The following is a 21161-nucleotide window of genomic DNA, read 5'->3' as shown; positions in this document are numbered from 1 at the left end:
AACAGAAAAGTATTTGCTTTCATTCTCCTGCCCTTTGAATCTAGATGTAGAATATTTTTTACATAAAAACTCAATTAGATTTGAACAGGCTGATGTAACCATAACATACTTGATTTTAAATGAAAAAGGGTCAATTCTTGCCTATTTTTCATTGACTTTCAAGGAGCTGAGAGCATATTCATTTTCTATTTCAAAAACAAAAATAAGGAAACTTAATAGCATCAGTAAAAACGCTAATACGATAAAAGTTTACTTAATCGGCCAAATAGCAAAGAACTTTTTATTCAATCAAAATCCAATAAAATTCGAAGATATTTTTCTTTATGTAAGGAACATTATTAACACAGCAAAAATTCTAATTGGAGGAAGAGTTATTGCCTTGGAATGTGAAAGCAATCCTAAACTCATAGCATTATACTTGAAACATGGATTTGAAAAATTATCGGAAAAAGAAGGAGGAAACAATTCACTAATAACCATGATATTCAATAATTAGATAACTATTTATTTTCAACCATCCCCATTTTAGATTATTTATCACCGTTCCGACTAGTAAGTAAAAGACCATCTGAAAAACAGATGGTCTTTTTTTCTAATAATTAACCTTCACCCATTATCATTTATGAGCAATTTCGCCGTTCGGTTCATAGTCCGCCACTTTCAGCGGAGAGTGTTTCTCAATATACCCTTTCAATACTTCTGCATCGACAAAACCGGTATTAACATATCCCGGTAAATTATCAATTCGCGGATAGCCGTCACCACCGATAGCATTGAAGTTCAATGTTGCCATCCGGTAAGTTTTATTCAGATCCAGTGGTTTTCCACCAATTTTGACATCACTGATATTTTTGCCATCTTTCACAAAACTGACATTATAGAACTGACCATAAGCACCAGAATCAGCTTCCATATTCGCAGCAGCAGTCAAATAAGGCAGAACTTCACTTCCCTTGAAATCTACATAAACCAATTGATTAGCAAATGGGTGAACCTTTAATACATCTTTATAAGTGATATCCCCTGCTTCAATAGAATCGCGGATCCCTCCTCCACTCATCACAGCAAAATCGGCGTTTGCCCGTTCCATCTGTGCTGCCAGCACAAGGTGAGCCATATTGGTCTGTATAAAACGAACTTTGCTGCGATCGCCCTCCAATTTACCGTCAACAGATCCAATTTTCACACCTAATTTCTGATCCCCTTTATCCTGATAAGGTGTCAACAATTTCAGCATTTCAGAGTTTTGAGAAATTTGGTGAGTGTAGTAAACACGCTCAGTGCTTCCGTCTTCTTTTTTGACTCTCTTATTTAAGTTGATGGGAATTAATTGATAATGAACTAGCTTAAATTCACCATTGCGAAACTGGAAATCAGCACGACCAACATATTTTCCCCATTCATGGGCCTGAACAATCCATGTCCCATTTTGGCGATCCGGAGAACAAGGCGTCCCAGGAACATAATTCACCTGCTTATAGTTTTTATTTTCCGCAGACATACAAACCGGATCTTGTGAATGCCCACCCACAATCATATTTAAATAACCAGCAGGTAAGCGACGAGCCATTTCCACATCACCTGGCGCATTCGTGCCATGTTGACCGTCATCGTAATGCCCCATGTGGGTTGCTGCAATAATGACATCCGGCTTTTCAGTCTTCTTCAGTTCATCAATAACTTTTTTCGCTTCTTCGGCAGGTATATGGAATTCCACATCAGGAAAATTAGCCGGATTACCTATTTTAGCTGTATCATCAGTAGTTAAACCAATAACCGCAATCTTCACACCTTGCTTTTCGAATATCACATATGGCTTAAATAAGCGTTTGCCAGTGCTGGTTTGATAAATATTCGCTGACAAGAATGGGAAAGTCGCCCATTTTTCCTGTTGATATAGCACATTCAGAGGCTTATCGAATTCATGGTTTCCCAATGCCATCGCGTCATAACCTACCAAATTCATTCCTTTAAAATCCGGCTCAGCATCCTGCATATCCGATTCAGGCACACCAGTGTTAATATCCCCGCCAGATAACAACAATACACTACCGCCTTTTTTAGCAACTTCCTGACGGATAGAATCCACTACGGTTTTCTGAGCTGCCAGACCATATTCTCCATGCTCATTCTGCCAAAAGTGACCATGGTGATCATTGGTATGCAGGATAGTAATATCGTATGTTTTATCCTTTTCCCAAGCGGATGCGATCATTGGTGACAATGACAGAGAAACAACAAGGGCACATACTGACGCTTTAAATGAAAATTTCATCGGGTATCTCCATGTTCCTTAAATAAATCTGTTATTAGTTTTCAAGAATGTTGAAACCTACCCCGTTTAAGGCATGTCACTTTTTTATAACAAGGAACCTTACTGGAATAAGTACATATTTCACCACAGAATGGAATAACAACACGACGTTCGACGCGGTGTTTTTTCGATCAAGATTACATAATCAGGCCATTAAATAGAGTCTTATTTCATTTTTTTGCGATATGCATCAAATTATATCAAGATAAGACAAAGATTTTATTAGAAAGTTAATATGTATTAAGGTGTAACAATTAAATAACAGTTCAACACCACTACAACGTAGATAAGATCGGTGAGACAATGAACAAAATTAAGCAAAATGATACTATCCCATTATCAGATACGCGGAAAAAAACACAGGGAACTGCTTTCTCAATACTTGGTGCGATCAGCTTATCTCATCTCCTGAATGATATGATCCAATCGCTCATTTTAGCAATCTACCCACTATTACAGTCTGAATTTACCCTTAGCTTTATCCAGATTGGGATGATCACCCTGACTTATCAGGTTACTGCATCCTTACTACAACCTCTCATTGGCTTATATACAGATAAACACCCTCAACCTTATTCACTTCCTATCGGGATGGGATTTACGCTATCTGGGTTACTTTTGTTAGCCTACGCAGACAGTTTTCCTATTATATTATTGGCCGCTGCACTGGTCGGTACTGGTTCATCTGTTTTTCATCCTGAATCATCACGGGTTGCTCGAATGGCTTCGGGTGGACGCCTTGGATTAGCTCAATCTTTATTTCAGGTAGGTGGAAATCTGGGTAGTGCACTTGGCCCTCTGTTAGCGGCTATCATCATAGCGCCTTATGGTAAGGGCAATGTGGGATGGTTTTCTCTGGCGGCCCTGTTGGCTATCATCATTTTGTTACAAGTCAGTCAGTGGTACAAAATGCAGCACCATGCTACTTCACGCTATGTATCCAATACGCTCCCTCATCCTCGTTTTTCTAAAAAAATAATTATCCGTTCATTCATCATTCTTCTGGTGCTGATTTTCTCAAAGTATTTCTATCTCACCAGTATCAGTAGCTATTACACCTTTTACCTGATCCAGAAATTTGGTATTTCCGTGCAAAATGCATTCTCTTGATCACCTATAATCATTAATATTCAAACACAGTCATACATTTTTATTTAACTTATTATTTTTATTATTATTTTATTTGTTTTCTTGTTTTCATTAATCATCAACAGTCACAGATATTCAAATGGTGTCATGAGAAATATGTACATTTCAGTGTACATAAACTACATTAAAGCTATGTTATTTTTTTTGAGGAAGATGATATGGCAATTACCGACTCATGGCTCCGTTCTACCAATGGTAAGCCTCAAGAAAAAATTACCACCAAGTCAGACAGAGACGGGTTATCTGTCCGTGTCACGCCTAAAGGAAAAATCATATTTCAGTTTAGATATCGATGGAACGGCAAAGGGGATCGGATTGACATAGGAACCTACCCGGCAACGAGCCTAAAAGATGCCCGTGACTCAGTGATTTCCTATCGTGGGGAATTAGAGCAATACCGTAATCCTAAGATAGTTAAGCGTGTTCGCAAAGAATCCATCTTAAGTGCGGTTACTGTAGAGGGGCTGCTTCGTGAGTGGTGGGAAAAGACAATGAGAGGTTCAAAGGTTAAAGCAGATGAGATATTGCGATCTTTTGAGATTTATGTTTTCCCAAAAATTGGCAAGCTGCCTCATGATGAGGTAACACTGCATGTCTGGCTTTCTTTAATTGAAGACATTTCCAAACAGGTGCCATCAATTGGCGCTCGTATATTGACTTATTCTAAGACTGCGCACAGATGGGCCGTTCGGCGAGGAATGACCAAACTCACTCCATTATCTGACGTAGAGAAAGGCGATCTGAGCGGAAAAGAAGCATTGGGTAATACTGATCTCGAATCTGAAATAGGCGAAAGGTCATTAGATGAAGAAGAGTTGGTACTTCTCTTTAATGTTATCAATGCTCCTGATTATAACCCTCGAAACGCGTTAATAATAAAACTGTGCCTTTTGTTTGGGTGTCGTATTGGTGAGCTACTAAAAGCCAAAGTTAATGACTTTGACTATGAAAAAGATATCTGGATTGTCCCTCCTTTAAATCATAAAACGGGCAGGAAATCCAAGAAGCCTATAATCAGGCCGATTATCCCGGCAGCCAAGGAATTGATTGAGCAGGCTAAAGAATTAAATCATGAGAGTGAATATCTGTTTACTGTTCGTCACAATGAGCCGTTTGCACAAGGAGCGCATTGCGGCATGATAGAAGCTCTTAATAAGAAAATGGCCTTTTATTCGCCTGATTTCGAGCATTGGTCAATCCATGACTTACGAAGAACTATGCGTACCGGGGTTTCTGAGTTAACCGCACCGCATGTGGCTGAAATCATGGTAGGACATAAATTACCCGGAGTATGGCAGGTGTACGATAAGCACACCTACCTAAACGAACAGAGAGAGGCATACGAGCTTTGGTGGAAGAAACTGACTAAAATTGTTTCCCGCCCTCCCAGTCAAAAATATCCTGCCGTAAAAAGTTAAGCTGGTCAGATTTAAATTTGGGTTTTGGGAAGCCTTCACGCTTTTGCTTCCCATTACTGCACCACAATCTTATCGTATGCGGTTTTACGCCATATCTGTCTGCCAGTTCCTTTGTTTTGAAATAAGGTGATTGACTCATTATTTACCCCTTCCTCTGATACCTATTCCCCAAAATCACCTTAGCTACTTTCGCCGGTGTTGCTTTTCTTTCCCATGTCGCATCAAAAATAATGCCGCTCAGTTCCGTAGTGAGAATATCCTCCAATTTCTTTGGTCTTTCGTTGTAGGGGACCTGATCAGGCACTCCATTCATCACGTCGATAACCAGCGCAGCGATTTCTTCCTCCCCGCGTTCTGGCTTACGGTATCCCGCTTTCCAGACTGCATCGGTGATATCAGCAGGATCGCCCCAGACTGAGGCGATGATTTGTGTGAGGTGGAATGAGTTATTGGTCATTGCTCTTCTCCGTTATCAAGGTCGATAGCCAGTTGTCCGGCTTCTTTCAGTGCACTAATCATTTTTTGACGCTTCCCTTTGGTCTTTTTGCGGGCGTTCATGATCTGGCTGCATACAGAAAGCAGTTCAGCTTCTTTCTTTTCATCCTGTGTGAGCTGGTGGCGTAATTCATCAAAACGCCCAACCATGTGATCGAGAGACGGAAGCGCGTTAATCCCAATACCTGAATTTCCCGATTTGAAATCGATAAATGCCTGATTCACGTCAAGCTGAAAATCCGGCCGAATCCACCCTGCATAAGAAACGGCTATCAGCTCATGAGCGTAAGTGCCGGGTGATGTACCGCCATTGTTTACATCGACGGCTTTTTGACCAGACTGCAAATATGCCGTCTGATTATTTTTCAATAACTTAGCTTCTAATTCTGCGATAAGTTCTTTTGCATGCTTGGTTCTCAACCATTGGTTAGGTGCCTTGTTCTCATTCTCGCCGCTGGCCTTATGCAAGGTGTTCAAGTTGTAGCGCCCGAATTCATCAAGAGGAATTTCAACGCCGACAACCACGGGTAACAATTTGCTTTTCATTATTTCCTCTTCCCCTTTTTGCCTTTCTTCGGAGTTATCTTCACTCCAGCCACTTTGGGTGCGGGTGGCAGAGGAGGGCAAATGCCCTTGTGAATATGTTGATTGCGTCTCATGCGGTGGATATGCCGCTGTGTGTGATCCCTGCCATCGTCGATATGGACTATCGTTCTGACCAGTTCGTCGTTGATGTCCACCATCTGGCGAGCTTCCTCAGTCACGGCCTGCCTCCATGCAAATGATTTTGTAAGCCCGCATCATGTGATTCACCTTGCCTGTGAGAATAGTCTTTTTGAAAAAGAAGCCGGCAGAATACGCATGAACAGGCGTAGCTAACAGGGCGGCATCAACGCAACGGTTATGCAGTCGGCGTTCAGTGATGAAACTGGCAATGATGATTTGTGCCGTGCTGCCTTTATCCTGATAGTCGATTTTCATAGCGATCCCCTTACATCCGAGTTGGCATGACAACAAACTGAGGATTGCCATAACGCTGATTAATATTGTCGCCAAACTTCATCAAGCAAGCACCTGTCATGCCGGATGGGTACATGGAAACGGCGATGACCTTCGAATTCCCTCCAAACATTTTGTAGGGATAGGCCAAATACTCTGCCTGAAAGTGGGGAATGACATTTTCCACTTTCTCTGGGATGACCCGGTTTAAATCAGGAAAGCGGCCATCCGGCACTGATAAAACAGTAAACCCGACTCTCACCCCGGCAATATCCCTGTGTACGGCATAAGGTTCTTTGGTGAAATGTAGCTCTGTGGTCTCGGCTTTCTTGGGGATTTTCCCGTGAAACTGAACGATAGCTTTACGACGTGTACTTACGCCATGCTCTAACCGTAAAGCCACATGCCCGTTTGTTGATTCCAGATATTTTGGGGTGATGTGCACCCCACACAGGTAATAACGCGGGTCATTTTTAGCCACACAAATCAAGGCAGCGCGTAATAAATTGGAATTAATGATCATTGTTTTCTTCCCATCCGATAACCTGAAAGATCCCCATTTTCGGGTGTGACCAGCGAGAACCGCGTTTTTCTGCTTCACCCATCATTAGGTGGAACGCGCTCATGAAATCTTCCTTGAATACAATTTTCATGGGGCGAGGCTGTCCATCCGGCGTCATGATGGTGACGGTATCTGTAGGAACGTTGTACTGTTCAGCCAAAGTACGGCATTTGGCATTGGTTAGCCCTGATTCGGTCGCGGCCAGAGAGAAGCCGATCCAGCCCGCGGGGATAGTTCCACGCTTGATTTGCTCGATAGTTTCATGAACCTGCTCAACCCTTTCTTCAACGTAGTTGATTTGGCGTTGTTGCTGGGCGGTGTGACTGGCGATCTTGGCAATCATTTCAAGCTCGCTGATTGCGGTTTGTGGTGCACGGAAATAATTACTAACCAGTTCTCGCTGTACCTGCCAGGCTAAGTCGTCGGTGAAAGATTTAACCAGCATCAGGTAACCCGATTCTGTAATGACGATACCTTTTGGTGTTCTTGGTGCAAAAATATGAGTTAGTGACTGACGACGAATTTCGTCGGCAGTGAGTTCGTGAAAATCTTCGCCTTCAATCAGGCGTGAACGGTTTTCACGAAAGTTTCTTCCGGCTGTTCCCTCGGGTCGAGCGTGAACCTGGTCAATCATTGAGAATGTCACAACGCGTTGCCCTTGATATTCCACGACAGGCATTTGGGTTTTATTAATGGTGATTAATGCGTTCATTATTTTGCTTCCTTAAGTTCAATCTTCATTCTTTTTGCTAAGCGGCGCATAGCTCTATTAAGTGGCATTCTCATTTCTTCACCTTCTACCGGGAAATTAGAGAGGTATTTTTTCGAATTTAAATAATCTTGCTTTTTGTCTATTTCTAATCGAAATCCTTGCGCCATTGTCATTCCCATATGGCCTTGTTGCGTTTTACTTCTTTTTCCTTTCGCCATTACCACCCTTCCTGTATTTTGATTTGTGCTTTTCGAACACAGCGCAAATTATTCTTGGTACATTCCTGTTCTTGTTTTTTGTCTTGAGATAATGAAAGAGCCTCACCCCATTTTTCAGCAGCACGGCGGAATAAGCCTCTATATTCTAAGAACCGTGCTAATTCTTTTGCTTGTTCATATACAGTCATTATTCACCGCCTGATTTCTGAGTTCTTATTGCTGCGCTATAGCTGTTATGTAACGAGTATCTTTTCTTATTATGTAACTGGCGATATTCAGCCCATAGTTGCGTATTAAGCGTGGTGGCTAAATCTTTAGCCTTTCCCCAGTATTCGGCTGCAAGGTCATAATCTTCTTCTTTCTCTTTCTGGATAGCGGTATTAGCAAAATCTAAATAGGTTTTATTTTTCATTTTATTGGCTCCGTTTTTTTAGCAATCAGTTTTAATATCTCATTCATAAACTCATTGCCCTCTGCGGTTAAATTTCCGTGCCTGGTGTAAAAGCTGCTGTAGGTTCTTACAATGAGTTCCTCTGCTTCCTGTTTTCTCTTGAGTCCAAGTACATATAATTCAAAGAAGCGAATTAAAGCGATATTCAATATTTCTTCATCTAAGTCCAGTTGGTAATTAAATCCCCCTGCCTTTACAATGACAGAATGGCAATTATGTTTTTTTGTAATGCATTCAATTTAACGTTAATAAATGCCTTTCGCTTTCTAGATAATAAATCAGAGCTATGCATTGTTAATCATCCTCATCAGCACATGAGCACTCGGCATCTCTTTTTAGTAGTTGGGCTACTTGATCTGATAATTCAAGCTTGGTCTCTAAGTCAGATATAATCAGCTTCTTGAATGTCTCGCATACAGCAACAAAATAAAGGCTTGGTCTTATGTCGCCAACAAGGCCAGCTTTGAAGCCTAAATCCAATTCATCGTCGTCAGTTTTGTTTGTTAATGTCAGTGTTATTTCAAATTGCTCTTTCATTTCTATTTCCTATTTTTAAGTTGAACGAATCCCCAGCGATGGCGCTGTAATTAAATTTGTTTTGTTGTTTTTATTTTTATTGGGTTTTACTTCTTCTTTCTCTTAATTCACTAACTGCATTCACATTATTTTCGTATTCAGCTTCGATAATATGAGGCAATACGGAAAACAGTCGCGATAATCTATCAAGGTCAATTATTGCTTCGTCGTGGGAATACTCCGCACTGTTAACTGCTGCTCCGGCTAAGTTAGTAATAGACTTCATTCCGTTTGTTATTGAGTAAATAACTTCATGACTTGATGTTGATAAAAATAGCAAATCATGGTCACTCATTTCTGAGATTTGTTCATTGTTGAAGCGAATGTGATGGAATATATTATTCATCATGGTTATTATTCCCCGCGAATTCGTCCTATTTCTAGCAATACATTATGATTGATTTCAGTTGCAATATTTAAAATACAAGTATCTTCCTCACTTAATCTACCTTCCATCCAGAGAGTTAGAAGTGCTTGCAATTTTTCAGCTAGTTTCTGAACTTTTTCTAATTCAAGGTTTTTGTTTTTCATGATTATATTCCTCGGTTTGTAATTCATTTGACATATTTCACCCTGCGATTTTTATTCAAAGCTTTCATTTAATTCAGTAAGGGCTTCAAACTGATAGACTGATAATCGTTCTACTGCTCGTAACATTAAGTAAGTATCATTTCTGGCTTCATTTTCAACAGCGGGTAATAATGGCATCAATAAAGCCTGTATTTCTTCATTGATTCTTAATGCATTCTGTAAATTATGTTTATCACCAATTGATAATTTTATTTTCATGTTTATTTCCTTTGATTGTGATTATTTATCCTTAATCTATTAATTAGTCAGATCATAAAATATGCCATAGCTTATTTCTTCAAAATAATCTGGAATTTCTGGCTGTTTGTTATATTCCTTTGCATTAGGTATAGCGAATAATAGTGTATTATTATCTTTACTTGCCTTACCTACTTTAGTTTCTATCATTGGTACACCATATTTATGGTGTGGCTTAGGAGTTCCAAGTGTACAGCATTGAATATTAAATTTATTAATGAGAAAATCTTTGTATGATGGTAAATTTTTGAGTTTATCATTTGTCTCTTTAACTAACTCATCTAACTCTCTGTTAAATTCCTTTCCTGCCTTGCTATTTGCTTTTGCTCTTACTATTTTCAATTCATCGGTTGAATTAATTATTTTCATTGGAATAGAAAATTCTTTATCTATTGGGAATGCAAAATTGAGAATTAATGAGCTATTTTTACCCCAACTGTCATCCCATGAAAAGCCTTCTGCGCCGATTTTATCCAGGGCTTGGTGTATTACTTCTTGTCTTTTCTTTTGAATTAATCTGTGTTCATTGTCAAGTTGATCAACAATATCACCAGACAGACGATAGTATTTGTAGTCTTTTTCACTCATTTTTATACCTTCAGAATTAAATTGTTTATTTCAGTTGCGATTAACGATTTGCCCCATCCAGCCATAAATGACATATACTGGTGCTAATAACCTTTTTGCCTCTTCCCTGTCATTTGCTTGAGCTTTAACGCATATAGGGCGTGTTTGCTCCGTATTGGCTCGTTCAATGGCTGCGAATAGGAAAGTTTTCATGGTAAAAATGTTCTTTATTTGATGGATGAGGTATTTTTAGACTCTATGTCTAAAAACCAACTTGAGATTTCGGCACTAAGTTCACTGGCAAGTTCTATTAGTACAGCCACATCCGATGGCTCCATTTTTTCGCTGTGCTTGGATAGCATAGAAAGTATGGTGCTGGATTGAGCTGCTTTTTTCTCAATATTACTAATTACATTAGACATAAATATCCCCAAGCATTGATGTTATATATTCTTTGTGTGTATAAATAATACATATCGTATTTTGCATTATCAACACAAATTTGCATTAAAAATACAGGTATTTTTTCAATGCATTGATTAATAATGAATTTTATTTTTTTGATGTGTTATAAGTGTGATATATATCACTATATAGGCATAAAAAAACCCCTTATCGGGGTTTTGGTTGGGGCTAATAAGGTGTGGTTAATAGTGCAATACAGAATGCCAGAATAATTTACCGATAATTTTCACGCTAGACTCATCGGCGATCTCATCCTCATATTCATCACGATTGTAACTACGGATAAGTAACTTTCCACCTGGCTTGCGATACAGGCACTTAATACGTTTTAATCCGTCCTGTTCTATAGCGTAAATTTTACCATCAGTAATGTGTTTGTGGGATATATCAATAGCAACTGCTGCGCCATCTGGTATAACCGGTTCCATGCTATTCCCCTTTGCAGGGAAACAGATGATTGTTGAACCGTCTGTCGGAGCTCCTATCCGCCGTAATGTTGATTTGGAAAATCGCAATTTATATCCGTTATAATCAACATCAATCACATTGCCATTGCCGCATGCAAATTCAATATCTTTCAAAAACGGTACTTCCACTTCGTTATCATCTAATGGAGTGAGGCTATCCCATGAGGAAGCTCCGGCCCATTCACTCTCTGGAGGAATATCAGATTTAGCGTAGTGGTGTTTTACCGAATTTTCCAGTTTTTGATCGCCCACCCCATTTAACAACCAATCTAGTGAATACCCAAACTGCTCGCTAATGCTCTGTGCGGCTTCTCTGCTTATAGCATTTCTACTCAGCCAGTTATTTACGGTCTGGGCGCTAACATTCAACGCATCTGCCAGTTGTTTTTGTTTCATCTTTTCATTAACTAAGACGGTTTTTAGTCGGTCTTTTAAGGAGTTAGTTTTATGATAAGTGCTTAGTGTGGATATCTTTTTTTCAAAAAGGAATATATTATCTGTGTTGTGGAGGAATAATCATGAACTCAATAAAAAAATACAGAAAAATGGCAAAGCTAAAACAAAAAGATTTGGCTGCATTGGTTGGTTTAACACCCTCAGCTATCAGTCACTATGTGATTGGCTTACAGGAAAGAAAAAAATATCACCAGAGAATGTGGTGATTATTGTTGAGGCGACAAACGGTGCAGTCCAAGCCCACGAACTTTTTGCAGATGATACATAAGGTCCCTGAGAAAGATCATGTTTCCTGATTACACCAAAGTGACCATGCCATCGCATTTTGACCCTGACGATGGCAAATGGATACAGAGCATGTTGGGAAACTGAGGGCCAGTACACGGGCGAAGATAACCGCCAAGTACTCAGAAGTGTATCTGGCAGCATGGGATAACGAGCCTGTGCCATATCGCAAAGACAATGCGGCCAGACGGGCGGCCAATATCCGTCTCAGGGAATTTGTCGTGAAGTATGAGAGAGCGGCACAGGGTTATACAGAAGCGCCACCCTTAGCCCCGCAAGCACAGCCAAAGGACAGGCCCAATTCAGGAGTGGCTTTAGGGCAGGGAGTCAACCAGTAACACCGAAATGGCTGTGTCTTCTGGCTGTGGGATCGGTGGTAAGGAGATCACTAAGGCTGAGCATGAAAAAGCAGCCAAGTGAGAATGATTATCAAAATGGGGAAAAGCCAAAAAAATGGCGATGACGAAAAAGTACTAAATAAGTACCCCCTTATTTTTTTTGGACAAATGAGAATGATTATCAACAAAGAAATGGCAGAAAAGGTTATCCAAAAACACCGCGCTCTCGTGAGCTGGAAGCCAGCACGCGTCGTGGCTGAACTGGTCGCGGCGGGGATGTCAGAAGCCGAAGCGGCAGCAATGGTCAAGGCAAACGCACCGGAACGGAAAGTGCACAAGCCCCATAAGCCCCACAACAGCCACGCAAAGCCGGTGAATCTGGAGGAACTAAGCACGCATTACCTCGTAGTCGGGGACTACGATTTATTGAGCCTGAAACATCAAGACGCACTGATTGCTGCCATCCGAAATGGCAAAGGGAAGAGTTCATGGCATGACGAGCCAATGGCGGTAACCCTGTTCGGGTTGGTCAAGGCATACCCGATCATCACCACCGCCGAGGTGAATAAATTCCTCAACCGTGGTGCGTTCATTGACAGCATCCCGTTGTTCATTGACGGAGAGGCGATCGAGGGTGAAATGATGCCGTCAGCAAATAACGACAGTGTGAAAGGGGTTTTTCGTGCAGTTAAGCAACTGAAAAAAATTACTGACGGCCTGATGGAGTCTGGCGCACTGCCCCTTAAGAAATACCTCGATCGTGTCCCGACCGATGAAGATGTCAAACGTGCCGTGGGTATCGTCGCACCATCGATAGTCAATCCCTATTTCCACAAAATCGATTATGCGCACCAGTACAGCAATATGCCAGCACCTGAGCACGCCGAAGACAGTAAGCGGATTATCAACGAATGGAAAAACGAACTGGACATCAAAGGGGGCAAGAAACTGAGCAGCCAAACTTTGCAGGGTGCAACTGCTCAGGCTCTTGCGATAGGTAATACCTATTCAGGCAGGATTACCTGCGCGGATTATCACACAGGAACCCAGAAAAATAAACAGGGAGTAACATCATGCTAGAAATTACCCCTAAGTTTGCTCAGGAACGCGCTTTGAACATGCTGCGTCAAGACTGGAAGCACTTTAATTCTTTCATGGTGTACGCCCCGACAGGTGCAGGCAAGACAGCGCTGTCCGCATTTATCACCTACGGCTTTGTGTCAAGGGGAATGCGGGTTCTCTTTGTTGCCCCATTTACCGTCTTGATAAACCAGACTGCGCAGCGCTTTATTGAGTATGGATTACCGGAGGATGAAATCGCTTATATCTGGCGTGATCACCCCAACCAAGACCCGACAAAGCTGATCCAGATTGCCTCGGCGGACACATTGATCCGCCGTGAGTTTCCCGAAGATATCGATCTGCTGGTGATTGATGAAGCGCACCTGAAACGTAAGAAAATACTGGAAGAAATCACCCGGCTGACCACTGAAACAAACTGTAAGGTTGTCGGGTTATCGGGCACACCCTTCTCGCCGTTCCTCGGTCATTACTATCAGAAGCTGATAAAGCCGACCACGATAAAAGAGTTAATCCAGCGTGGCGACCTGAGCGCGTATGAGTTCTATGCCCCCACGAAACCCGATTTAACGGGGGTGAAATCCACTCAAAGCTATGAGTACGGCAGTGATTACAAGGAAGATGAAATCGCCGAAATCATGTGCGGGGCGGATTTGGTGGGGGATATCGTGAGTAGCTGGCTGAAACTGGGCGAGAACCAGCCTACGATTTGCTTTTGTGTCAATGTCAGTCATGCCAATTTTATCACCGTCGAATTCAATCGCGCCGGGGTGAATGCGGAGGTCATGACCGCCAGTACGCCACACGAAGAAAGAGATCTGATTATCCACCGCTTTAAGCAGGGCGCGACGAAAGTCATTGTTAACGTTGGCGTTCTTGTGGCAGGTTTTGATAGCGACGTCCGGTGCATCATCTACGCCCGGCCTACCAGGTCAGAAATCCGCTGGCTCCAAACAATCGGCAGAGGCCTGCGTACTGCCAAAGGTAAGGACCGGTGCATCATTCTGGATCACTCCGGTTCTGTCCATCGCCTCGGCTACCCGGATGATATCGAATATGACGAACTGCCGAATAAAAACGACGGCATGAAAACCCGTGACAGCTACCGGGAACGGGAAAAGCGGGAGAAGCTGCCGAAAGAATGTCCCTCCTGTCATTACATGAAGCCCGCGGGCGTTTATGTCTGCCCGAAGTGTGGCTTTAAGCCACTGGCGGGCGAAGACATTGAAGTCGATACCAGCCGCACCATTCAGAAGCTCAGCAAGAAAGAGCGTGTTTACACGCAGGCTGAAAAGCAGAGCTTCTACTCGCAATTGAAGTATTACCAGAACCAGCGGGCGTCACAGGGAAAAACTCTCAGTGACGGATGGGTGGGGAATACGTTTAAAGATAAGTTCGGCGTCTGGCCTCGCGGTCTGCATGATATCCCACAGGAACTCACACCCGAAGTGAACAACTTCATCAAGCACAAACAAATTGCCTGGGCGAAATCCCGTAAGAAAACCGAACAGGTGCAGCCGTCCAGCAACGAACAACAGGAAATGCGCCTTGAAGTCGTCCGCAGCAAATTCAGCGATATCCGAGAGCGCTTTGGTATGTCATTGAGCCAGGGAGAAACACAATGAACAGAATAAAAACGGCTGATGCGGTGATAGGCCGCTGGCCTGAAATCTTCGCTTACTACAAATTGCCGCCCGTGACAGGGAAGAACCATTTTAAAGGCAAGTGCCCGATATGCGAACGGAAAGGTAAGTTTCGCATTGATAACAAGGATGATCGGGGGACATTCATTTGTACCTGTAACCGGGGGGATGGCTGGGCGTTACTTCGTTTAACCCAGGGAAAAGATTTCAAGACACTGGCTGATGAGATTGATCAGTTACTGGGTATCCAGTCGGATAAGCGCAGTGTGGTGAAAAAAGAGACCAATATCACCAAATTCAGAAATAAAGTCACCGCGTGTTATGCCAACTTACCCGGTCTGAAAGGTACACAGGGCGAAGACTATTTACGCAATCGGGGTATTCACGTTCTGCCCGCCGACAATGTGAAGTATTGCGCCGATCAGCCTGTCCGTAACGGGAAGCTGCAAGCTATCTGGTCATTGGTGACGGACGCTAAAGGGACATTGTGTTACCTGCACCGTACTTATCTTGATGGGGACAAGAAGGCCGATATCACGCCTCAGAAGAAACTGGATTCCACGCAGGAAGAGAGTTATCGCGAGCACGCCTCATCGCTCGCCATTCGTCTTTTTCCGGTCGATTCAACACTGGGTATTGCCGAAGGGATTGAGACGGCACTTTCCTGTAAGCAGATTTACGGCGTCAACACTTGGTCAGTGGTGAATGCGAATCTCATGAAGCGGTTCCGGGCGCCCAACGGGGTAAAACATCTCATTATCTTCACTGATATGGACTGGAACGCCGCAGGTCACGCTGCCGCAATGGAATGTGCACACAGTAATTTATTAGCCGGTAACGATTTAGAGAAGATTAGTGTTCGATGGCCTGATAACGGGGATTTCAACGACTTGCTCCAGAACGGGGATCAGGCCCGACAATTGGAATTTACGAAAAAGACAGCGGAGACAGCATAACAATGAAACTGGAATCAGCCCTGAAACATTTTCATCCGAAGTCACCGGCGTTTAGTGATGCGTCAACCAGTACCGCACCTGACAGGATGAAAGGCATGGACACTGCGGCGGCTTTAGGGATGGCTGAATCACAGGCTAAGTTTGGTATGACAGCATTTTTTGCCAAGAACGGCGTCAGCGAAGAGGGTCGATTCAGCACTGTAGAGGCACTGACACAATACGCAAGGCTAAGAGTTCCTAAATTGGTAGCAAAAGCGGCGGGAAATAAGCTGGGGCAATGTTTGGTGATCTTATCGAAGATGGCGTTTGAGGATTATGCCCGTTCAGCCGCGTCAACCTGTCAGTGTTCGGAATGCAAAGGGAAGGGGCTTACCTACGGGATGAAGGAGGTTGAGAAGCATCCCGGTATTATTCGTGCCGACGGCGTGGTGATTATCGAGCCGTGGATTGAAACAGAGCGAATGGGTGAGCTTTGCCAGAAATGTAATGGCAAAGGCATTCTGTCAAATCGTTGCCGCTGCAAGGGACGTGGATTGGTGCTTGATGAAGAACAGACCGCATTGCAGGGTGTACCGGTTCATAAAATCTGCCCGCGCTGCGCAGGTCGGGGTTACAGCAAAGTGCCTTCATCAGTGGCTTATGCGGCAATCAAGGCTTATGTACCTGATCTGAACGAAAGGACATGGCGGCGGAACTGGAAGCCCTTTTATCAAACACTGGTGGAGAAGTGCCACTCGGAAGAAAAGCGCGCCGAAATTGCATTCAATGCGGTGACAAAATAAACCGTTGCATTTTGTCCGGCCTTGGTCTAACATCTTCAAATAGTGGGAACTTGTAACTATACTCACTACGAATTTTCAGACCTCGCACTCGCGGGGTTTTTTATTGCCTGAAATTCAGATAAGACTTGCTGTTGTCATGGGTCAGAGTTACATGTGTGTTCACGCCGAATAACTGACCAAAAGGTTTAAATTATCATGCTAAAACATGAAGATATGACAACAGCCGCCGCCTGTGTTTTGGAAACCGTACCTCTATATGACTGGGCGTCTGTTTCCGATATTTCTACCTTAACAGGGCTATCTGCACCGCGTTGCCAATTACTTTTAACTCAATTTTGTCTGGCGGGCCTGATGGAAAGCCGGGATAACGACACCTTTTTCAAACGTTGTCCTTGATGAGGCAATGTCTTAAGCGGTGAAATGCAGGGCTGGTGATTCAGTAACGCCAGCCTTTTACCTTGTGGCTTTCCAGAGAGCCAGTCAGCGTCGATATATGGAATAGCCCGTGAATTTAAGCAGTATCACATTAATTAACGACGACTCTCTGAAATTTATCAAAACCCTGCCGGATAACTGCATCGACCTTATCGCCACTGACCCGCCGTACTTTAGAGTAAAAGACTGTAATTGGGATAATCAGTGGAACGATGTGACGGCTTACTTTGTATGGCTGGATGAGCTGCTGGCTGAATTCTGGCGGGTACTGAAACCCAACGGCAGCCTGTATATGTTCTGTGGTTCTCGTCTGGCCTCTGATACCGAGCTGCTCGTTCGTGAACGCTTCAATGTGTTGAACCATATTATTTGGGCGAAACCCTCTGGCCCGTGGCGCAGGCAGAACAAAGAAAGCCTGCGGATGTATTTTCCGGCCACTGAGCGCATCATTTTTGCCGAACATTACCAAGGGCCTTATCACCCGAAAGGCGATGGCTATTTCAAACAATGCCGGGAACTGAAACAGTCGGTGTTTAAGCCGCTGGTGGATTATTTTCGTGATGCCCGAAAAGCGTTAGGCGTCACGGCAAAAGAAATTCACGCTGCCACAGGAAAGCAGATGGCCAGTCACTGGTTCAGCGACAGCCAATGGCAGTTACCCAGTGAAGTGGATTATCAAAAACTGCAGGTGTTATTTGATCGTATCGCCAAAGAAAAGCACCAGCGCGGGGAACTGAGCAAACCCTATGATGAATTGGTGGAATCCCATTTGACCCTGTCACGTCAGTATGACGAATTACGGCAGGAATACGGTTTAATGCGCCGTTCGTTCACAGTCACGGCAGCAGTGCCTTATACCGATGTCTGGCATTTTGCCCCCGTTCAGTATTATCCGGGCAAGCATCCGTGCGAAAAACCCGCTGACCTGATGGCGCATATTATCCAGTCCAGTAGCCGGGAAGGGGATCTGGTAGCAGACTTCTTTATGGGTTCCGGTGCAACACTGAAAGCGGCGTTGAAACTCAACCGCCGAGTGTTGGGCGTGGAACTGGAAGAAGAGCGGTTTAAGCAGACCGAGCAAGAGATCAACGAGCAGTTGTCAACTTAGCGTTTACAATTCATTCAAGGCTGCGCATGGCGTGGCTTTTTTTGTTTTGAGTGGGTAGTCGTAATCTATTTTGTTAGTAACAAATTGAATATAAAACAGTGATAAAGCTCTTGTATGGCACTCTTTACATTTGCAAATCTGGTTTTTATTTAATATGCTGGCAACACAGATTTGATAGTTTTGGGAATGAAGAGGCGGCTCCCAAAAGTTTAACCGCCAAGTTGGTCACTTCGACTTAGGTCTGGGACTCCAACCATGTCGGCTGAGAGGTCGGCGCCTACTTTTTTCTTTTTCTTACGGGAAGTGGTACGGATAATTGTACGTTTCTTGTTTCTATGTCTCTTGACCCAAGCGTTTTATCATAAAAAAACCAGATATTAAATTTTCTCTCTTTTGGCCATGTATCGTGGCAGAGCGTTTTCCATCCAAGGTGTCCCGCGATTTTTTCCACTAACTGTATCTTTGTGTCTGACGATATTTTTTTTTGATATGAACTCATTATTGCTCCAAGGAAAAAATCAGATATCTGGATATTCTCTGAGACTTTTGAATCCTTTGTCACTACAGAGCTAATAATATTTTTTCTACCAAATTGTTTTAATAGGGTGTTATTTGCGATTACATGAAAAGCCTCATCTGCTTTTTTATACCTGGACGCTATTGGATCGACTTCTATACGGAAAAAACAATCACGCTCAGGATGTGCTGCAATAACATTACCTATTTTGGTGGAAATTAATTTCGTGAAGTGTTTTCTCATTGCCAAGTCGTAATCGCCATCATGAAATGCCTTATTGACCATAGATTTTTCTATAACAATGCAATGAAAAGCCAACCAAGGATTCTGGAAGAAAACATCAACTAGCTCTTTGTAAAAATCGGCGTATTTCTTGGAGTTAGCTTTTTTCCATTTGATTTCTTCATAGTACCTATATTTGTCTCTTAGTTCTCTAATGATGCGGGAGAAATCACCTCTGCGTTGATACTTCATCCATAGGCTACCAAAGCCATAAAAGCGCTGTCCATCTATACCTGATTCATCACAAGCCACATGCCAGATTAGTTTTCCGGGGTCTCTCATGAAAGATCCTTCTGTATAAAAGATTCATAGTGATTAATTTGCTTATTAAATCACATGCATAACTAATTGATAAGGATCGTTTTAGTCAAAAATCACAAAGAATGGTGCTTTGTTCTTGGATAGTTAGCTCGATCATAAAATTAACAATACATTCGCCGCCGCAACGTTTCAACACTCCAATCTTGTTTCGGTTGGAATTCTATTCATTACATGGTCGCTACGGCGGCCTTTTTGTTTTCTGGACGCACCAAGAGAGGGAGGCGAAACGGTGAAATACATGGGGAGTAAATCCCGTATTGCGAAACATATCGCCCCCTTCATTCTGGAGCATTTAACGACAGATACGGTTTATGTTGAGCCATTCGCTGGTGGGATGAACATGGCGAGTTACATCAACACCAAACATGCTGGACCTGTTATTGCTGCGGATAAACATGAATACCTGATGGCAATGTGGGGAGCCTTGTTATCTGGCTGGCAACCTCCGGGACAAATATCACGAGAGCAGTATTACGCGATAAAGCATAACAAAACCGACATTCCTCACTTAACGGGATGGGTCGGGTTTAATTGTAGCTATTCGGGTAAGTGGTTCGATGGGTACGCGGGAGTCACGCAGACAAAATCAGGTATTCGGGATTATCAAGCGGAGGCTGTCAGTAATATTCAGCGACAGATAAGTGATCTGGATGGCGTGCAATTATTATGCAGTGATTACAAGGCACTGAACATACCGGATGGCGCAGTCGTCTACTGCGATCCGCCTTATGCGAACAAATTGGGTTCGTGAGTTATCGAACCGCTGTACTGTCTTTGTTAGCGAATATACCGCTCCAAATGATTTTGATTGCCTTTGGTCAATGGCATTAACCAGTAGCCTGAGTGCGAATCATCAATCGGGCACAACGACAAAATCAGTTGAATCGTTGTTTATGATAAGAACATGAGTAAACCCGCTTAACTTTTAAGCCTTCCCTATTAACAACAACTCACCGGGGTAACCCTCGTTCACCCCACGGACGCCCATTATCTCAATGGGGTGGATTATGAAGATGAAAGAAAATCCTGATTTATGGGTACAAGCCGGAGACTTGCTTGCCTCGATAAAAGAGCAAGGCATCGGCGCTGCCCTCGCCGGAACAATGGCATTTTTCCGAGGTCGCTACAACGGTGTCGGCTGGGTAAAGGTCTCTATCGACGCCTTTATTTGTGCCATGTTCGCTTGGTTCATTCGTGATGTATTAAATCTGATTGGTCTGAATCCCGACTTGGCCTACATCGGCAGTGTGGTGATTGGTTATTTGGGTACAGACTTCATTGGTCAATTGCTGCGTAAGATGGCAGAGAAAAGGGCGGGGGTAAAAATTGACGAGCCAAAACAGTGAATCAGTATTCGGTGCGAGCTTTCATTATGCGAAAGAACTTATACAGCAAAATCGTCGCCGCTGGTTATTGCGTAAATGGCGTGGTTATTGGCGTAACGATAAGGATACCCGTGAAGAAATTCGTTATTCCGAGTACTTGTGCGCATTATTTAACTTTGAGAGTCGCTATCGAGTAATCAAATTATTCGTAAGAGCTGACCAACAAAGGGGAAGAATCTGATGACCAGAGGCATTCGCAATAACAACCCCGGCAATATTGATCATAACCCGAAGAATAAGTGGCAAGGTCAATTGCAGCATGACCCGAAGATTGAAAAGCGGTTCTGCCGATTTGAATCACCGGAATATGGTATTCGGGCACTGATGAAGTTGCTGTGTAATTAACCCCAAT

At 43.0% G+C, this 21161-nt stretch carries 31 protein-coding genes and 3 pseudogenes; 15 read left to right on the top strand and 19 right to left on the bottom strand.

Features of this window, described 5'->3' with window-relative positions:
• Positions 1-13 precede the first annotated feature (13 nt).
• Entirely contained in the window at positions 14-496 is a 483-nt protein-coding gene (locus AAC852_RS19685; protein ID WP_340622453.1) for an acetyltransferase, read from the top strand.
• Between the two features lie 120 nt (positions 497-616).
• Here AAC852_RS19685 and ushA read toward each other — a convergent pair whose 3' ends face one another.
• Positions 617-2275 carry a bifunctional UDP-sugar hydrolase/5'-nucleotidase UshA gene (ushA, locus tag AAC852_RS19680; protein WP_340622452.1) on the bottom strand — a complete coding sequence of 553 codons (1659 nt, stop codon included), beginning with the start codon at positions 2273-2275 and terminating at the stop codon, positions 617-619.
• Between the two features lie 342 nt (positions 2276-2617).
• Here ushA and AAC852_RS19675 point away from each other — a divergent pair.
• Positions 2618-3415: pseudogene (locus tag AAC852_RS19675) on the top strand (MFS transporter); the annotation flags it as partial.
• Between the two features lie 206 nt (positions 3416-3621).
• A complete protein-coding gene (locus AAC852_RS19670) occupies positions 3622-4881 on the top strand; it encodes a tyrosine-type recombinase/integrase (protein ID WP_340622451.1) in 1260 nt (419 codons plus the stop codon).
• Positions 4882-5023: 142 nt separating this feature from the next.
• Here the strand turns inward: AAC852_RS19670 and AAC852_RS19665 are convergent, their stop codons facing one another.
• The 17 genes and pseudogenes from AAC852_RS19665 to AAC852_RS19585 form a co-directional block, all read right to left on the bottom strand.
• Positions 5024-5338, bottom strand: coding sequence for a hypothetical protein (locus AAC852_RS19665; RefSeq protein ID WP_340622450.1), 315 nt, complete (start codon positions 5336-5338; stop codon positions 5024-5026).
• 235 nt (positions 5339-5573) lie between these two features.
• Positions 5574-5922: pseudogene (locus AAC852_RS20120) on the bottom strand (KilA-N domain-containing protein); the annotation flags it as partial.
• A 210-nt stretch (positions 5923-6132) separates the two neighbouring features.
• Positions 6133-6357: a hypothetical protein gene (locus AAC852_RS19655; RefSeq protein WP_340622448.1), complete on the bottom strand. Its 225-nt coding sequence runs from the start codon at positions 6355-6357 to the stop codon at positions 6133-6135.
• 10 nt (positions 6358-6367) lie between these two features.
• Positions 6368-6898, bottom strand: a complete 531-nt coding sequence (locus AAC852_RS19650; RefSeq protein ID WP_340622447.1) for a hypothetical protein — start codon at positions 6896-6898, stop codon at positions 6368-6370.
• A complete protein-coding gene (locus AAC852_RS19645; RefSeq protein ID WP_340622446.1) occupies positions 6888-7649 on the bottom strand; it encodes an ORF6N domain-containing protein in 762 nt (253 codons plus the stop codon). Before AAC852_RS19645 ends, AAC852_RS19650 begins: the two co-directional genes overlap by 11 nt.
• Entirely contained in the window at positions 7649-7867 is a 219-nt protein-coding gene (locus AAC852_RS19640) for a hypothetical protein (RefSeq protein WP_340622445.1), read from the bottom strand. The genes AAC852_RS19645 and AAC852_RS19640 overlap by 1 nt, the downstream gene beginning before the upstream one ends.
• Entirely contained in the window at positions 7867-8055 is a 189-nt protein-coding gene (locus AAC852_RS19635) for a PerC family transcriptional regulator (RefSeq protein WP_340622444.1), read from the bottom strand. Before AAC852_RS19635 ends, AAC852_RS19640 begins: the two co-directional genes overlap by 1 nt.
• Positions 8055-8279 (bottom strand): ANR family transcriptional regulator, encoded by a 225-nt coding sequence (locus tag AAC852_RS19630; protein WP_340622443.1) that lies wholly within the window; start codon positions 8277-8279, stop codon positions 8055-8057. Before AAC852_RS19630 ends, AAC852_RS19635 begins: the two co-directional genes overlap by 1 nt.
• Positions 8276-8467, bottom strand: coding sequence for a hypothetical protein (locus AAC852_RS19625; RefSeq protein ID WP_340622442.1), 192 nt, complete (start codon positions 8465-8467; stop codon positions 8276-8278). Before AAC852_RS19625 ends, AAC852_RS19630 begins: the two co-directional genes overlap by 4 nt.
• A 145-nt stretch (positions 8468-8612) precedes the next feature.
• A complete protein-coding gene (locus tag AAC852_RS19620; protein ID WP_340622441.1) occupies positions 8613-8855 on the bottom strand; it encodes a hypothetical protein in 243 nt (80 codons plus the stop codon).
• Between the two features lie 76 nt (positions 8856-8931).
• Positions 8932-9243 (bottom strand): hypothetical protein, encoded by a 312-nt coding sequence (locus tag AAC852_RS19615; RefSeq protein WP_340622440.1) that lies wholly within the window; start codon positions 9241-9243, stop codon positions 8932-8934.
• A gap of 5 nt (positions 9244-9248) precedes the next feature.
• The gene (locus AAC852_RS19610; RefSeq protein WP_340622439.1) at positions 9249-9425 is read right to left on the bottom strand and encodes a hypothetical protein; all 177 of its coding nucleotides are present in this window, start codon (positions 9423-9425) and stop codon (positions 9249-9251) included.
• A 51-nt stretch (positions 9426-9476) separates the two neighbouring features.
• Positions 9477-9683 (bottom strand): hypothetical protein, encoded by a 207-nt coding sequence (locus AAC852_RS19605; RefSeq protein WP_340622438.1) that lies wholly within the window; start codon positions 9681-9683, stop codon positions 9477-9479.
• A 39-nt stretch (positions 9684-9722) separates the two neighbouring features.
• On the bottom strand, positions 9723-10310 hold the full coding sequence (locus AAC852_RS19600; RefSeq protein WP_340622437.1) for a DUF5420 family protein: 588 nt from the start codon (positions 10308-10310) through the stop codon (positions 9723-9725).
• Positions 10311-10340: 30 nt separating this feature from the next.
• Entirely contained in the window at positions 10341-10502 is a 162-nt protein-coding gene (locus tag AAC852_RS19595; RefSeq protein ID WP_340622436.1) for a hypothetical protein, read from the bottom strand.
• A gap of 14 nt (positions 10503-10516) precedes the next feature.
• A complete protein-coding gene (locus AAC852_RS19590) occupies positions 10517-10711 on the bottom strand; it encodes a hypothetical protein (RefSeq protein ID WP_340622435.1) in 195 nt (64 codons plus the stop codon).
• 225 nt (positions 10712-10936) lie between these two features.
• Positions 10937-11692 (bottom strand): S24 family peptidase, encoded by a 756-nt coding sequence (locus tag AAC852_RS19585; RefSeq protein ID WP_340622478.1) that lies wholly within the window; start codon positions 11690-11692, stop codon positions 10937-10939.
• A gap of 47 nt (positions 11693-11739) precedes the next feature.
• Between AAC852_RS19585 and AAC852_RS20115 the strand changes: the two genes are divergently transcribed.
• From AAC852_RS20115 to AAC852_RS19545, 8 genes are all read left to right on the top strand, one after another.
• Positions 11740-11883 (top strand): helix-turn-helix domain-containing protein, encoded by a 144-nt coding sequence (locus AAC852_RS20115; protein ID WP_422824324.1) that lies wholly within the window; start codon positions 11740-11742, stop codon positions 11881-11883.
• A gap of 138 nt (positions 11884-12021) precedes the next feature.
• A complete protein-coding gene (locus AAC852_RS19575; RefSeq protein WP_340622433.1) occupies positions 12022-12300 on the top strand; it encodes a hypothetical protein in 279 nt (92 codons plus the stop codon).
• Between the two features lie 84 nt (positions 12301-12384).
• Complete coding sequence (locus AAC852_RS19570) at positions 12385-13380, top strand: hypothetical protein (protein WP_340622432.1); 996 nt, start codon at positions 12385-12387, stop codon at positions 13378-13380.
• 38 nt (positions 13381-13418) lie between these two features.
• On the top strand, positions 13419-15005 hold the full coding sequence (locus tag AAC852_RS19565) for a DEAD/DEAH box helicase family protein (protein ID WP_422824325.1): 1587 nt from the start codon (positions 13419-13421) through the stop codon (positions 15003-15005).
• Positions 15002-15979 (top strand): DUF7146 domain-containing protein, encoded by a 978-nt coding sequence (locus AAC852_RS19560; RefSeq protein WP_340622430.1) that lies wholly within the window; start codon positions 15002-15004, stop codon positions 15977-15979. Before AAC852_RS19565 ends, AAC852_RS19560 begins: the two co-directional genes overlap by 4 nt.
• A gap of 2 nt (positions 15980-15981) precedes the next feature.
• Positions 15982-16761, top strand: a complete 780-nt coding sequence (locus AAC852_RS19555) for an antitermination protein (protein WP_047685717.1) — start codon at positions 15982-15984, stop codon at positions 16759-16761.
• A 195-nt stretch (positions 16762-16956) separates the two neighbouring features.
• Positions 16957-17157 (top strand): hypothetical protein, encoded by a 201-nt coding sequence (locus AAC852_RS19550; protein WP_047685715.1) that lies wholly within the window; start codon positions 16957-16959, stop codon positions 17155-17157.
• 109 nt (positions 17158-17266) lie between these two features.
• Positions 17267-18304 carry a DNA-methyltransferase gene (locus AAC852_RS19545; protein ID WP_340622429.1) on the top strand — a complete coding sequence of 346 codons (1038 nt, stop codon included), beginning with the start codon at positions 17267-17269 and terminating at the stop codon, positions 18302-18304.
• Between the two features lie 277 nt (positions 18305-18581).
• On the opposite strand, the gene AAC852_RS19540 is transcribed toward AAC852_RS19545, so the two are convergent.
• A complete protein-coding gene (locus tag AAC852_RS19540) occupies positions 18582-19385 on the bottom strand; it encodes a DUF3800 domain-containing protein (protein WP_187650851.1) in 804 nt (267 codons plus the stop codon).
• Positions 19386-19662: 277 nt separating this feature from the next.
• Here AAC852_RS19540 and AAC852_RS19535 point away from each other — a divergent pair, with 277 nt between their 5' ends.
• From AAC852_RS19535 to AAC852_RS19520, 4 genes and pseudogenes are all read left to right on the top strand, one after another.
• Positions 19663-20175, top strand: a complete 513-nt coding sequence (locus tag AAC852_RS19535) for a DNA adenine methylase (RefSeq protein ID WP_340622428.1) — start codon at positions 19663-19665, stop codon at positions 20173-20175.
• A gap of 262 nt (positions 20176-20437) precedes the next feature.
• On the top strand, positions 20438-20770 hold the full coding sequence (locus AAC852_RS19530; protein WP_422824243.1) for a phage holin, lambda family: 333 nt from the start codon (positions 20438-20440) through the stop codon (positions 20768-20770).
• Positions 20751-20990: a hypothetical protein gene (locus tag AAC852_RS19525; RefSeq protein WP_340619324.1), complete on the top strand. Its 240-nt coding sequence runs from the start codon at positions 20751-20753 to the stop codon at positions 20988-20990. The genes AAC852_RS19530 and AAC852_RS19525 overlap by 20 nt, the downstream gene beginning before the upstream one ends.
• A pseudogene (locus tag AAC852_RS19520) lies at positions 20990-21151 on the top strand (structural protein); the annotation flags it as partial. The gene AAC852_RS19525 and the pseudogene AAC852_RS19520, both read left to right, overlap by 1 nt.
• Positions 21152-21161 lie beyond the last annotated feature (10 nt).

The organism is Xenorhabdus siamensis, from assembly GCF_037996745.1.
Lineage (GTDB): Bacteria > Pseudomonadota > Gammaproteobacteria > Enterobacterales > Enterobacteriaceae > Xenorhabdus > Xenorhabdus indica.
The sequence above is the reverse complement of the archived record's forward strand: the minus strand, read 5'-3'. Positions and strand labels throughout refer to the sequence as shown.